The following is a 13,919-nucleotide window of genomic DNA, read 5'->3' on the forward strand; positions in this document are numbered from 1 at the left end:
CCGGGAAGGACCCGCTGAGATCAATGCCGATACTGCGGCTCTTCCGCATCGAGCTGCCTACGGATTGCGACGAGATGCAGCCGCGCGGATTCGGCATCCCCCTCGCGCATCTGCCTGTAGGTCTCGGCCGCCACGGCCGGATCGACCGGCAGCACCTTGCGTCCGGTCGACATCGCCAGCACCTGCACCTCGGCGGCGCGTTCGAGGTAATAGAGATCGTCCCAGGCTTCCGCGATGGTCGGCGCCAGCACCATCACGCCATGATGCTTCATGAAGACGATGTCGGCATCGCCGACGGCAGAGGCAATGCGCGCACCCTCGCGGTTGTCCAGCGCGAGGCCGTTATAGTCGCGATCGACCGCGGTGCGGCCATAGAATTTCAGCGCGGTCTGGCCGGCCCAGATCAAGGGGTCGCCTTCAGTCATCGACAGCGCCGTCGCGTAAGGCATGTGGGTGTGGAAGGCGACTTTCGCGCGCGGCAGGCGCTTGTGCATCTCGGCATGGATGTAGAAGGCGGTCGCCTCGGGCACGCCGTCGCCGTCGAGCACATTGCCATGGAAATCACAGATCAGGAGCTTCGACGCCGTCAGCTCGCGGAAGGCGTAGCCGTAGGGATTGACGAGGAACAGATCGTCATGGCCGGGCACCACGGCCGAGAAGTGGTTGCAGATGCCTTCCTCGAAGCCGTTCCGCGCCGCCATGCGGAAGCAGGCGGCAAGATCCTCGCGTGCGGTGCGGATCGCATCGGTCGCAAGGTCCGGCCGGTTGGAGCGGATTGGCGCTGGCGCGGGTGAGGAAGCATGAAGGCTGTGCGCCATGGCGAAGGACACCTCTGTCGGTAAGCTCCCCGCGTTGTACAGGGCTGGCGCTTGCACGTCAGCCCCTTGCGTGCGCCGCCCTGCCCTGCGTGGCTTATGCGCGCCGCGGCACGCCCCCGGCATTCATGCCGCCATCGATGACGAGCTCGCTGCCGGTGACGTAGCGCGAGGCATCGGAGGCCAGATACAGCACGCCCGAGGCGATCTCCGCGGCCTGACCGGCACGGCCGAGCGGCGTCACGACACGGGCGCGCTCCTCGGGATCGATCGGGGCGTTCTGGCCCGCGCCGGTCGCTCCCGTCGGGATCTTTCCCCAGATGGGCGTATCGATAATGCCGGGGTGAACCGAATTGACCCGGATGCCGTCGCCCACCGCCGCACACTCCATCGCGATCGATTTGGCGAACAGCCGCACGCCGCCCTTGGTGAGCGAATAGGCGGAAAGGCCGGGCGCACCGCGCAGGCCCGCCAGCGAGGACATCATGATGATCGAGCCGCCGCCGGTCTTGCGCATCAACGGCAGGCAATGCTTCACCGAGAGAAACACGCCGTCGAGGTTGATGGCATTCTGCTTGCGCCAGTCAGATAACGTCATGTCGACGATCGAGGGCACGGCGATGCCGATACCCGCGTTGGAGACCAAGATGTCGAGCCGGCCGTAGCGCTTCGCAATTTCGGCGACCACCTCCATCCAGCGCTCTTCGCTGGTGACGTCCTGCTCCAGGAAGATCGCCTTGCCGCCGGCTTGGGTGACGCGCCTGGCGAGTTCGGGGCCCCTCAGCTCGTCGATATCGGTTGCAATGACGGTGGCGCCTTCGCGCGCGAACAGCTCGACGACGGCCTCGCCAATTCCGGACGCGCCGCCCGTCACCAGCGCGACCTTGCCCTCAACCTGCCCTGCCATGTTCACTCCCTTTTTTTGTTGTTAGCGACCGTTGCTATCTAATCACGGATGGCCCCTGGTCCGGTAGCGCGACGTCGACGACGCGGAATTGCACGCGCTCGGCACCCTGGTAGCGATCGACCGACAATGATCCCGCGACATGCAGCTGCTGGCCGCGGTTGGCGAGCAGCGCATTGCCGAGCTTCTGGCCGACCGAACGGAATGCGATGCCGTTGACGATGGCGCCGTCGCCCGACTTGAAGCGAAGGCGCAGATGGGCCTGCCCGACCTCGTCGGCAAACACGAGCTGGTGCGCCGGCAGCGCCAGCACAGGCTCCGGGTTGCCGCTGCCGAAGGGACCGGCGCGGTTGAGCGTCGTCGCAAGCTCCGGCGTCACCGCACGTGCGGAGACCGCGCCGTCGATATAGAGCTCGTTGACGTGGCGCGCCTCGGCGACGTCGCGCGCCAGCGCCTGCTCCATATAGGCGCGGAATTCGGACAGCTTCTCTTTCCGCAGTGTCACGCCGGCGGCCATCGCATGGCCGCCGCCCTTGAGCAGGATGCCGTCGGCGACCGCCTGCCGCACCGCCTTGCCGAGATCGACGCCGGCGATCGAGCGGCCCGAGCCGGTTCCGATGCCGCCGGGCTCCAGCGCAATGGCAAAAGCGGGCCGCGCGAATTTCTCCTTCAGGCGGGAGGCGACGAGGCCGACCACCCCGGGATGCCAGCCTTCCGAGGCCGTGACGATCACCGCGAGCTTATCCTCCAGTCCGATCGAGGCCAGCGCCTCCGCTTCAGCCTGCGCCTCCGCGGCCTGCTCGATGACACGGCGCTCACTGTTGAGCCGGTCGAGCTCGGCGGCGATCCGCGCCGCCTCGACGCTGTCGCCCTCGAGCAATAGCCGCACGCCGAGGTCGGCGCGGCCGATGCGGCCGCCGGCATTGACGCGCGGTCCCAGCATGAAGCCGAGGTGCCAGGCCTCCGGCGGGCCGTTGAGCCGTGCCACGTCCATCAGCGCGGTATGACCGACGTGGTCGCGCCGGCGCATCGCGATCAGGCCCTTGGCCACGAAGGCACGGTTGAGGCCGATCAGCGGCGCCACGTCGGCCACGGTGCCGAGCGCGACGTGATGCAACATGCCGAGCAAATCGGGCTCAGGCATCTCGTTGCTCCAGAAGCCACGCTGGCGCAGCTCGCGATTGACGGCGACCAGCGTCACCAGCACGAGGCCGACGGCGGCGAGATGACCCAAGCCGGAGAGATCGTCGGGGCGGTTCGGATTGACCAGCGCGTCGACCTCCGGGAGATCGAGACCGCATTGGTGGTGGTCGATCACGACCACGGACATGCCGAGGCGCTTGGCTTCGGCAAGCGGCTCCATGCTGGTGGTGCCGCAATCGACGGTAACCAGCAGCGTCGCGCCCTTCGCGGCGAGCGCTCGCACCGCCTCGGTATTCGGGCCATAGCCCTCGAAAATGCGGTCGGGAATATGGATCAGCGGATCAAGCCCGCAATGACGCAGGTGCCAGGCGAGCAGCGCAGCAGAAGTCGCGCCATCGACGTCGTAGTCGCCGAAGATGGCGACCTTCTCGGTCCTCGCTGCAGCATCGGCGATCCGCTTGGCGGCGGCCTCCATTTCCGTCACCGTGAACGGATCCGGCAGCAGCTTGCGGATGGTGGGATCGAGAAAATCGGGCACGGCGTCGATATCGACCCCGCGTCCGGCCAGCACCCGCGCCAGCAGCTCCGGCAATTGGTGTCGCTGCACGATGGCGAGCGCCTGGGCCGCCCCGCGCCCGTCCAGACGGTCGCGCCAAAGCTTGTCGGTCAGCGAGCGCGACACGCCCAGGAAAGCCTGGGGCGCTTCGACGGGCAAGGCGGTAGCAGGCGGCGTCATGACGGGAGGCAGGCTGTTGGAACTCGGGTCCAGGCGATCACGCGGACGCACGGTCACTGGGGCTTCCGGGGATTGGCCGGCAATCGGCCCGGATTTGCAACGGCCCGGCCGCACAAAGCGGTGGATGGCCGTCGGCCCGGGAGAGAGTGACTACCATTTAGGCATCCCGTCGAACAGCAAATTAAGCGGGCGTTAGGTGGAATCCTCGAAAAAGAATCGTATTCGATCTGTAATTGATTGTTCCGGGTTCATTGCAGATCAGACCTCATTGCCAAGGGAAGCTCCCCGATGTCTGCTGCGCTGGGTCTGAAAACCAAGCCGAGTGCTACCGAACCCGCGGACGATGATTCCGATGTCTCCGCGCTGATCAATCGCCTTACGGCAGAGGTCAACCAGATCGCGGTCGACAAGACCAAATCGATCCAGCAGATCACCAACCAGATGAAGATGCTGGCGCTAAACGCGCTGATCGAGAGCTCGCGCGCCGGCGCCCAAGGTGCGGGCTTTGCGGTGGTTGCGCAGGAGGTGCGCGGCGTCGGACAGCAGGTCGAGACCATCGCCCGCGAGCTCGAAACCCAATTGACGAAGCGCACCGGCGATCTCGTCGCCTCGATCGAGCGCATGAGCCAGCGCTCCCGCGGGGAACGCATGGTCGACCTGTCGCTGAACGCCATCGAGCTGATCGACCGCAATCTCTATGAACGTACCTGCGACGTGCGCTGGTGGGCGACCGACTCTGCCGTGGTCGATTGCGCGGCCTCGCCCAGCGCTGCCGCCGTCTCCCATGCCTCGCAGCGCCTCGGCGTGATCCTGGGGGCCTACACCGTCTATCTCGACCTCTGGCTCTGCGATCTCGACGGCAACGTCATCGCCAATGGTCGGGCCGATCGCTTTCGCGTCGTCGGCGAGAACGTCGCTCACACCAAGTGGTTTCGCGAGGCGAAGGGTCTTCGCTCCGGTGACGATTATGTCGCCGGCGACGTCGAGAACCAACCGCTGCTCGGCAATGCGCAGGTCGCGACCTATTGCGCCAGCGTCCGCGCCGGCGGCCAGGCCAATGGCGCGCCGATCGGCGTGCTCGCCATCCACTTTGACTGGGAGCCGCAAGCCCGCGCCATCGTGCAAGGCGTCCGCGTCGGCGACAGCGACAAGGCCCGGGTGCTGCTGGTCGATTCGAATTTTCGCGTGATCGCGGCCTCCGATGGTCAGGGCATCCTCAGCGAGCGCATCTCGCTTTCGCTGAACGGCCAGCGCTCCGGCTTCTATCACGACCGCACGGGTACGCTGGTGGCATTCCATGCAACCCCCGGCTACGAGACGTATCGCGGGCTCGGCTGGTATGGCGTGATTGTCTGCGGAGCATGAGGCGAACGCCGCCGGTCGCCTTACGAGATCCTCACGAGATCGAGCAGGTCACGCGACCAGCAGACATGATCACGACACAAACCTTGCTTGTCTTGCGCCGACCCATGGAATCGTTCTGACGGCAAGAACGTCGGCGACGGCGCGTATGCCATGCGCCAGAATTTCCGTGCCAGCTTTGAGAGCAGCGATCAACCCCGAACCAATTCCACTTGCTAGCTTGTTCAAACCAGCGCAGCATCGCGCGGCCGGCTCCAGGCCGGTCGCAACGCGCAAATGGTTGCGAAAAATAAAGCGGAGGAAACGCATGACAATCGATGTCTCTCGTCGGTCCCTGCTCGCACTCGGGGCGGGTCTTGGTGCTAGCGCCATGCTCGGCAGCAGCGCGATGGCGCGGGCGCCCAAGCTTGGTACTCAGACGCCCTACTGGCACCGCTTCGTGCTCGGCGACGCCGAGGTGACCGTCGTATCCGACGGGCCGCTGCCCCTCGGAGACCCCTCGGGGACCTTCACCGGCGTTCCGAAGGAAGAGGTCAAGAAGATGCTCTCCGACAATTTCCTGTCGCCGGACAACGTCGTGCTCGAGCAGAATTCGCCGATCGTCAACACCGGCGACAAGCTCATCCTGTTCGACACCGGCATGGGCAGCTCGAAGATGTTCGGCGCCAGCACCGGCCGGCAGCAGAAGAGCATGACGGAAGCCGGTATCAAGCCGGGCGACATCGACGCCGTCGTCTGCTCGCATGCCCATATCGACCATATCGGCGGCATCGTGGACGAAGGCGGCAAGCCGCTGTTTCCGAATGCCCAGATCTACATCGCCCAGAGCGATTTCGACTTCTGGACCGACGAGGGCAAGCTCGGCAGCGCCGCCAAGGATTTCGTCATTCACGCCCGGAAGAACCTGCTGCCGGTTCGCGACCGCATCGTGTTCTTCAAGGACGGCCAGGAATTCCTGCCCGGCGTACAGGCGATCGCCGCCCCCGGACACACCGTCGGCCACACCATCTTCATGGTCTCCTCGGCGGGGAAATCGTTCGCGTTCCTCGGCGACCTCTCGCACCATTCGGTGCTGCTGCTGGAGCGGCCGCGGATGGAGTTCTCCTATGACTCCGACCCGAAGCAGGCGGCCGAGTCGCGCGTCAAGCTCCTGACGATGCTCGCAACGAACAAGATCCCGGTGATGTCCTATCACTTCGCCTGGCCGGGCTATGGCCATGTCGCCAAGGTAGGCGAAGGCTTCCGCTACTATCCGGAGCCGATGAAAATGACGCTTTAACGCAGATCAGCTCCGGGCGGCGCTTGCGCTGCCCGGACCGATGTTGCCGCGCACATCACCGGAAACGCCGTTAGCACCCCAACCTGTCGGCGATGCCGCCAAAATCCTTCGCGACGATGTCCCAATTGCCGGTCGCCTCGAAGTCAATCTTTTGAAGCGGACCATACTCCGTCGGTCGTGCCACGAAGGCAGTCTTCAGCCCGTTCTTCTGCGCCGCCGCGAGATCGCCGTTGTGGGCAGCCACCATCATCACCTCTTCCGGCTTGAGACAGAGCAGCCGCGCGGCGCCGAGATAGGTTTCCGGATCGGGCTTGTAGTGCTCGAACAACTCGGCCGACAGGATGAGGTCCCACGGGAGCCCCGCAAACTTCGCCATGTTGGTGAGCAGCGCGACATTGCCGTTCGACAGCGGCGAGATCACGAACTTCGTCTTGAGCCGGGTCAGGCCGGCGACGCTGTCCGGCCACGGGTGCAAGCGGTGCCAGCCCTTGGTGAGATAATCGAGATCGGCTTCCGTCAGCCCCTTGATCGCGAACTTCTCGACGAGCTTGTCCAGCGAGCGGCGATGCAGATCATCCAGCATGACATAGCCGCGCTCGGGATGCTGGCGAACGTCGTCCATCGAGGCCATGTACATGCCGCGCCAGCCGTCGACGAGCGCGGTCCAGTCGGCGCTGATGCCGCGGCCTTTCGCCCACCACATGAAGTCGGTGATCAAGCTGGTGCGCCAGTCCACGACAGTGCCGAACACGTCGAAGACGAGGGCTTTGACGGCGGAGAGATCGGACATGGGCGGTTTCCCTGCTTGTTCTTGTTGTCGCTATTGTCTTGTTGTCATTCCGGGGCGATGCGCAGCATCGAGCCCGGAATCCATTTCGCGTCGGAGTCTGCCGCCCGTTGGATTCCGGGCTCTCCGGGCCCGCGCTTGCGCGGTCCCGTCGCCCCGGAATGACGGAAAGCGTCAATCCAAATGGAACTTGGCCAGCTCGCGGTGCTCGGCCTTGATGTAGCGCACGGTGCCGGTGACGGAGCGCATCACGACGGTCTCGGTCTCGATCACGCCATCCTTACGGAATTTGACGCCCGAGAGCAGCGAGCCCGTGGTGACGCCGGTGGCGGCGAACAGGCAGTCGCCGCGCGCCATGTCCTCGATGCCGTAGATCATCTTGGGATCGTTGACGCCCATCTTGGCGGCGCGCTCGCGCTTCTCCTCGGAATCGAGAATGAGACGGCACTGCATCTGGCCGCCGATGCAGCGCAGCGCCACGGCGGCGAGCACGCCTTCCGGGGCACCGCCGGTGCCGAGATACATGTCGACACCAGTGTTATCAGGGTCGGCGCAGTGGATCACGCCGGCGACGTCACCATCCGTGATCAGGCGCACGGCCGCGCCGGTCGAGCGCACGCTCGCGATGATGTCGGCATGGCGCGGACGGTCGAGCACGAGCACGGTGATTCCTTCCGGCTTGACGCCCTTGGCCTTGGCGAGGCGGCGGACGTTGTCGGCCGGCGAAGCATCGAGATCGACCACGCCCCTGTCGTAGCCGGGGCCGATCGCGAGCTTCTGCATGTAGACGTCGGGCGCATGCAGCAGCGTGCCGCCGTCGGCCATTGCCATGGTAGCGATCGAGCCCGGCATGTTCTTGGCACAGAGCGTGGTGCCTTCGAGGGGATCGACCGCGATATCGACCTCGGGCCCCGCCTTGAGGCCGACCTGCTCGCCGATATAGAGCATCGGCGCCTCGTCGCGTTCGCCCTCGCCGATCACGATGGTGCCCTGGATCGGCAGCTTGTTGAGCTCGCGTCGCATGGCATCGACGGCGGCCTGGTCTGCCGCCTTCTCGTTGCCGTGGCCGCGCAGCCGCGCCGACGACACCGCCGCCCGCTCCGTCACCCGCACGATCTCCAGCGTGAGGATCCGCTCAAGCAACGCTTGCGGCGGGACTGAAATATGGGTCGACATCGGCTGACTCCTTCGAAACAGTTTGGGACAGACTTCTCTGCCCGCATCAACTCACAGCACCCACAGTTCGTTCGAACCGTGTCAGTTCTTCTCGATCCGGATCACCTGCGGCCGTCCGCTGATCACCTTGTCCTTCTGCACGGCGGCGAGTGCGCGGCGCACGGCGTCCTCGTGTGTGGCATAGGTGATCAGGATGACGGGCACGGGTGCCGCCTTGCCATTTGCAGGCGCAGCGCCGCCATTGGGATGACGCTGCACGATCGACTCGATCGAAATCTTCTGCTCTGCAAGCCGGGTCGCAATCGCGGCCGCCGTACCGGGGAAGTCGCGCGCGAGCAGGCGGATGTAGTAGCCGCCCTCGTGCCGCTCCATCGGCGCCTTCTTGGTGTCGTGGAGTTGCGAGATCGGCCGGCCGAACGGATTGGCGCGAATGCCGCGCGCAACGTCGGCGATGTCGGCAACGACGGCGGATGCGGTCGCCGCACCGCCGGCGCCGGGCCCGACCAGCGTGATCGGCGGAATGCCCTCGCCGTCGATCGTGACCGCGTTTGTGACACCCATCACCTGCGCGATCGAGGAGGATTTCGGTACCATGGTCGGATGCACGCGCTGCTCGATGCCCTTGGCGGTGCGCACGGCGACGCCGAGCAGCTTGACGCGGTAGCCGAGATCGGCCGCCGCACGCAGATCCTCCGGCGCGATGGATGAGATGCCTTCGACATACACGGCGCTTTGAGCAACTTTCGTGCCGAAGGCGAGGCTGGCGAGGATGGCGAGCTTCTGCGCGGTGTCGTGGCCGTCGACGTCGAAGGACGGGTCGGCCTCGGCATAGCCGAGCCGCTGCGCATCCTTGAGGCATTCGGCGAAGGACAGCCCTTCCTGCTCCATCCGGGTCAGGATGTAGTTGCACGTCCCGTTGAGGATGCCGTAGACGCGGTCGATGCCGGTTCCGGCAAGACCTTCGCGTAACGTCTTGATGACGGGGATTGCTGCGCCGACCGCTGCCTCGAAATTCAGCGCACCACCATGCTTTTCAGCCACCTTGGCGAGCTTGACGCCGTGCTTTGCGAGCAGCGCCTTGTTGGCGGTGACGACCGACTTGCCGGCGCTCAGCGCGGCGTCGACCGCCGACAGAGCGGGATCGCCGGCGCCGCCCATCAGCTCGACGAAGCAATCGACGTCCGGATGGGTGGCGAGCGCGATCGGGTCCTTTGCCCATTCGAAACCGCGCAGGTCGATGCCACGCTTCTTCGCCTTCGAGCGCGCGGTGACGGCAACCACGCGGATGCCGCGGCCGCTACGGCCCGCGAGCACGCGCGCTTGCGTTTCGATCAAACGGACAACCTCGGCACCCACGGTGCCGAGCCCCGCTATGCCCACTTTCAGGGGTGCGACCATGATGCTTCAGAAAACCTGCAGAAGGGAATTAGCGCCGGTTGGCGAGCGGAACCACGTTGTGCAATGTTTCGATGCCGCTTTCAAGGAAGCGGCGCACGCCGCGTGCGGCCTGCCTGATCCGTTGCTCGTTTTCCACCAAGGCGATGCGGACATATCCTTCACCATGCTCGCCGAAGCCGACGCCGGGCGAGACCGCAACGCCGGATTTCTCCACCATTAGGGTCGCGAACTGCATGCTGCCGACGCTGCGGAACGCTTCCGGCAGCGGTACCCACGCGAACATCGAAGCCTCCGGCGGCGGGATCTCCCAGCCGGCGCGGCCGAACGATTCCACCAGCGCATCGCGGCGCTTGCGGTAGGTGTCGCGCATCTCCTTGATGCAATCGTCCGGGCCGTTCAGCGCAGCAGTTGCCGCGACCTGGACCGGCGTGAACGCGCCGTAATCGAGGTATGATTTGACGCGGGCGAGCGCCGCGATCACGCGCTCATTGCCGACCGCAAAGCCCATGCGCCAGCCGGCCATCGAATAGGTCTTCGACATCGAGGTGAACTCGACGGTGCAGTCCATCGCGCCCGGCACCTGAAGCACGGAGGGCGGCGGGTTGCTCTCGTCGAAATAGACCTCGGCGTAAGCGAGATCGGACAGGATCAGAATCTCGTGCTTCTTCGCGAACGCGACGAGATCCTTGTAGAAGTCGAGGCTTGCGACATAGGCGGTCGGGTTCGAGGGATAGCAGACGACGAGCGCCAGCGGCTTGGGGATCGAATGGATGATCGCCCGCTCCGCCGCCTCGAAGAATTGCGGCGTCGGCTCCGACGGCACCGAGCGGATCACCCCGCCCGCCATCAAGAAACCGAAGGCGTGAATCGGATAGCTCGGGTTCGGACAGAGGATGACGTCGCCGGGCGCGGTGATCGCCTGCGCCACGTTGGCGAAACCTTCCTTGGAGCCGAGCGTCGCCACCACCTGGGTGTCGGGGTTCAGCTTCACGCCGAAGCGGCGGCCGTAGTATACGGCCTGGGCCCGGCGCAGGCCGGGGATGCCGCGGGAGGCCGAATAGCGGTCGGTGCGCGGCTTGCCGAGCGTCTCCTTCAGTTTCTCGAGCACATGCGGCGGAGCCGGTAGGTCCGGATTGCCCATGCCGAGGTCGATGATGTCGGCGCCGGCATTGCGCGCAGCCGCCTTGGCCCGGTTGACCTGCTCGAACACGTAAGGCGGAAGGCGGCGAATGCGGTAAAATTCTTCCATGGCTCTCTGGGCTCCGGGCAACCGGTCAGGGACAGAATCGGCAGGCCGCGAGGGCCACTCCAAAACGCGATCGATCTCACCGCGAAAAGTGCTCAAAATCAAATATTTAGAGCAATCATCGACGACGAAGACTGAAGTCGTTCGCCCTGACTCTTGGCTGTACCGACGTCTTTTAGCACGGCAAAGCGGAGGCGCCAGCGATTACCTTGCCAGTCTCCGCCTCCCAGACCTATTTGGCGTCCTTGGTGGCAACGGCCTGACGATCGCGCGCAGCGGCGAGCTCGGCCTCGATCTTGGCGCGCTGCTCAGGCGGGATGATTGCCTCATCGCGGTCCGGCGGCAGATCGTGCACCGGCAGATAGCTGCCGGGCTCCCTGACAGCCGACTGCGCATCCGCGGGTGTCAGATCCGCGAGCTGGCTCGAACAGCCGCCCAGGGCGAGCGCCGCGATCAGCAGCGCGCCGCGGATCGGCAGCGTCTTTTGCAGGTCCCATAACGCCAACACTTGGGAAATCCCCTACTCGTCCCAAAGCACGGCCCCGGGCAACCTTACCCAAGACCGCGCCCAAGCTCAAACCATTGCTGCCCAAATGGTGCGAGCCAGAAAACAGCCCAATGCCCAACAAGCCGAGCGGTGCGGCTCGATTGTGACGGAACCAAGAAGATTTGTCGCAGTGCAACACATCTTCGAGAGTGTTTAACGTCAAACATGCGAGCTTCGCGGTGACGAGTACGGAATGAATCGTTACTGTTCTGCTCATGAGCATGGCCACGACCGAGACGCCGAAATCAGGTACGAAGTTCGACGCGGAAGCCTTCGCGATGAATGTCGCGCGGGCGATGGAGAGCGGCGGCAAGGCACTCGCCGCTTATCTGAAGCCGCGCGAGAGCGGCGAGGTGCAGGATCGGCCACCGGCCGAGCTCGCGGAGATCGTCAAGACGTTCACATCGGTCGCCGAATATTGGCTGTCGGATACGTCCCGCTCCTCCGATCTGCAGACCAAGCTCGCGAAGGACTATCTCGACCTCTGGGGCGCCGCGGTGCGCCGCATGGCCGGTCAGGACGCCGAGCCCGCCATCGCACCCTCGCCGCGCGACAAGCGCTTTGCCGATCCGGAATGGAAGTCGAACCAGTTCTTCGATTTCGTCATGCAGTTTTACCTGCTCACGGCCAAATGGGCGCAGGAGCTCGTGCGCGATGCCGAGGGGCTCGATCCGCATACGCGCCGCAAGGCCGAGTTCTACGTCCAGCAGGTCACCAACGCGCTGTCGCCGTCGAATTTCGTGCTGACCAATCCGGAGGTGCTGCGCGAGACCGTGGCGAGCAGCGGCGAGAACCTCGCGCGCGGTCTGACCATGCTGGCCGAGGACATTGCGGCCGGCAAGGGCATGCTGAAGATCCGTCAGTCCAATCCGGACAATCTAGTCGTCGGCGTCAACATGGCGACCACACCGGGCAAGGTGATCTACCAGAACGAGATAATGCAGCTGATCCAGTATGCGCCCACGACGGAGAAGGTGCTGCGCACACCGCTCCTCATCGTGCCGCCCTGGATCAACAAATTCTACATCCTCGACCTCAAGCCGGAGAAATCCTACATCAAGTGGTGCGTCGACCAGGGCATCACCGTGTTCGTGATCTCATGGGTCAATCCCGACAAGCGGCTCGGCAAGAAGAGCTGGGAAGACTACATGAAGGAAGGCCCGCTCACGGCGATGGACGTGATCGAGAAGGTCACCGGCGAGATGAAGGTGCACACCGCCGGCTATTGCGTCGGCGGCACCATGCTCGCGACCACTTTGGCCTGGCTCGCCGAGAAGCGCCGCCAGCGGGTATCGTCCGCGACGTTCTTCGCGGCCCAGGTCGACTTCACCCATGCCGGCGATCTCCTCGTCTTCGTTGACGAGGAGCAGATCTCCGCGCTCGAGCAGGACATGAAGACCGCCGGCGTGCTCGAAGGCTCGAAGATGGCGATGGCCTTCAACATGCTGCGCTCGAACGATCTGATCTGGTCCTATGTCGTCAGCAATTACCTGAAGGGCCAGCAGCCGAGCGCGTTCGACCTTCTGCACTGGAACTCGGACGCGACGCGGATGACCGCGGCCAACCATTCCTATTATTTGCGCAACTGCTATCTGGAGAACCGGCTCTCCACCGGCACGATGGTGCTCGACAACACATTGCTCGATCTCTCCAAGGTGAAAGTGCCCGTCTACAATCTGGCCACCCGCGAGGACCATATCGCGCCCGCTGAATCGGTGCTGTACGGCTCGCAATTCTTCGGCGGCCCGGTGAAGTACGTCCTGTCCGGGTCGGGCCACATCGCCGGCGTCGTCAATCCGCCCGCCTCGAACAAGTATCAGTACTGGACCAACGACAACATCAAGGACGTCAACATCGCGCAGTGGATGAAGGGCGCCACCGAGCACAAGGGCTCGTGGTGGCCGGACTGGCGCCAATGGCTGGGCGAGCTCGATCCCGAGGAGGTCCCGGCGCGCGCGGTCGGCAGCGAAGCCTTCCCACCGATCGAGGACGCACCCGGCAGCTATGTCAGGGTTCGCGCATAACGGAAGCTTGCTTGCGCGTGGCGCAATCTTGCGCGCTTTCGTATAGACAGGCACAGCGACGACAGAGGGGAGCGGCACTCATGACACGCGAATTGTTCTGGCTGACATTGACGGTGATCCTGACGGGGGTCCTCTGGATTCCCTACATCATCAACCGATGTCAGGTTCGCGGGCTCAGCGGTGCCATGGCCAATCCCTCGCGCGGCGACAAGCCGCAGGCGGAGTGGGCGAACCGGCTCATGTTCGCACATGACAACGCGGTCGAGAACCTCGTCATCTTCGCGCCGCTGGTGCTGATCCTGAACGCGATCGACTATTCCACGAAATGGACCGTGCTGGCCTGCGCCGTCTATTTCTGGTCACGCGTCGCACACATGATCGTCTATGCGCTGGGCATCCCGGTGTTCCGCACGCTGGCCTTCACCGTCGGCTTCCTCGCCCAGGCCGTGCTGGCGCTGGCGATCTTCGGGGTAGTTTAGCTGCGAAGCTCGCTTCCCCTTGG

The 13,919-nt window shown here is 64.7% G+C and carries 13 protein-coding genes; 4 read left to right on the forward strand and 9 right to left on the reverse strand.

All coding sequences use genetic code 11. From position 1 onward, the window contains the following. Positions 1–20 precede the first annotated feature (20 nt). From K408_RS0106700 to recJ, 3 genes are all read right to left on the reverse strand, one after another. Positions 21–818, reverse strand: coding sequence for an aldolase (locus K408_RS0106700; protein WP_024337840.1), 798 nt, complete (start codon positions 816–818; stop codon positions 21–23). A 94-nt stretch (positions 819–912) separates the two neighbouring features. Next, positions 913–1,722 (reverse strand): SDR family NAD(P)-dependent oxidoreductase, encoded by an 810-nt coding sequence (locus K408_RS0106705; RefSeq protein ID WP_024337841.1) that lies wholly within the window; start codon positions 1,720–1,722, stop codon positions 913–915. A gap of 34 nt (positions 1,723–1,756) precedes the next feature. After that, positions 1,757–3,598, reverse strand: coding sequence for a single-stranded-DNA-specific exonuclease RecJ (recJ, locus tag K408_RS0106710; RefSeq protein ID WP_024337842.1), 1,842 nt, complete (start codon positions 3,596–3,598; stop codon positions 1,757–1,759). A gap of 288 nt (positions 3,599–3,886) precedes the next feature. On the opposite strand from recJ, the gene K408_RS0106715 reads away from it, so the two are divergent. After that, positions 3,887–4,963: a methyl-accepting chemotaxis protein gene (locus tag K408_RS0106715; RefSeq protein WP_024337843.1), complete on the forward strand. Its 1,077-nt coding sequence runs from the start codon at positions 3,887–3,889 to the stop codon at positions 4,961–4,963. 69 nt (positions 4,964–5,032) lie between these two features. On the opposite strand, the gene K408_RS41940 is transcribed toward K408_RS0106715, so the two are convergent. Beyond that, a complete protein-coding gene (locus K408_RS41940; protein WP_155248295.1) occupies positions 5,033–5,269 on the reverse strand; it encodes a hypothetical protein in 237 nt (78 codons plus the stop codon). Here K408_RS41940 and K408_RS0106720 point away from each other — a divergent pair. Further along, entirely contained in the window at positions 5,268–6,239 is a 972-nt protein-coding gene (locus K408_RS0106720) for an MBL fold metallo-hydrolase (RefSeq protein WP_024337844.1), read from the forward strand. The genes K408_RS41940 and K408_RS0106720 overlap by 2 nt on opposite strands. A 70-nt stretch (positions 6,240–6,309) precedes the next feature. On the opposite strand, the gene K408_RS0106725 is transcribed toward K408_RS0106720, so the two are convergent. The 5 genes from K408_RS0106725 to K408_RS0106745 form a co-directional block, all read right to left on the reverse strand. Then, positions 6,310–7,029 (reverse strand): haloacid dehalogenase type II, encoded by a 720-nt coding sequence (locus tag K408_RS0106725; protein WP_024337845.1) that lies wholly within the window; start codon positions 7,027–7,029, stop codon positions 6,310–6,312. A 171-nt stretch (positions 7,030–7,200) separates the two neighbouring features. Then, positions 7,201–8,202, reverse strand: a complete 1,002-nt coding sequence (gene glpX, locus K408_RS0106730; RefSeq protein ID WP_024337846.1) for a class II fructose-bisphosphatase — start codon at positions 8,200–8,202, stop codon at positions 7,201–7,203. A gap of 81 nt (positions 8,203–8,283) precedes the next feature. After that, positions 8,284–9,600 carry a homoserine dehydrogenase gene (locus K408_RS0106735; protein WP_024337847.1) on the reverse strand — a complete coding sequence of 439 codons (1,317 nt, stop codon included), beginning with the start codon at positions 9,598–9,600 and terminating at the stop codon, positions 8,284–8,286. Positions 9,601–9,628: 28 nt separating this feature from the next. After that, positions 9,629–10,849 (reverse strand): LL-diaminopimelate aminotransferase, encoded by a 1,221-nt coding sequence (locus K408_RS0106740; protein ID WP_024337848.1) that lies wholly within the window; start codon positions 10,847–10,849, stop codon positions 9,629–9,631. A gap of 229 nt (positions 10,850–11,078) precedes the next feature. Further along, positions 11,079–11,354 carry a hypothetical protein gene (locus tag K408_RS0106745; protein ID WP_024337849.1) on the reverse strand — a complete coding sequence of 92 codons (276 nt, stop codon included), beginning with the start codon at positions 11,352–11,354 and terminating at the stop codon, positions 11,079–11,081. A 254-nt stretch (positions 11,355–11,608) separates the two neighbouring features. Between K408_RS0106745 and K408_RS0106750 the strand changes: the two genes are divergently transcribed. Then, positions 11,609–13,417 carry a PHA/PHB synthase family protein gene (locus tag K408_RS0106750; protein ID WP_024337850.1) on the forward strand — a complete coding sequence of 603 codons (1,809 nt, stop codon included), beginning with the start codon at positions 11,609–11,611 and terminating at the stop codon, positions 13,415–13,417. Between the two features lie 80 nt (positions 13,418–13,497). Continuing rightward, the gene (locus tag K408_RS0106755; RefSeq protein ID WP_024337851.1) at positions 13,498–13,896 is read left to right on the forward strand and encodes an MAPEG family protein; all 399 of its coding nucleotides are present in this window, start codon (positions 13,498–13,500) and stop codon (positions 13,894–13,896) included. The last annotated feature ends 23 nt before the right edge of the window (positions 13,897–13,919 follow it).

This window comes from Bradyrhizobium sp. in8p8, from assembly GCF_000426845.1.
GTDB lineage: Bacteria > Pseudomonadota > Alphaproteobacteria > Rhizobiales > Xanthobacteraceae > Bradyrhizobium > Bradyrhizobium japonicum_C.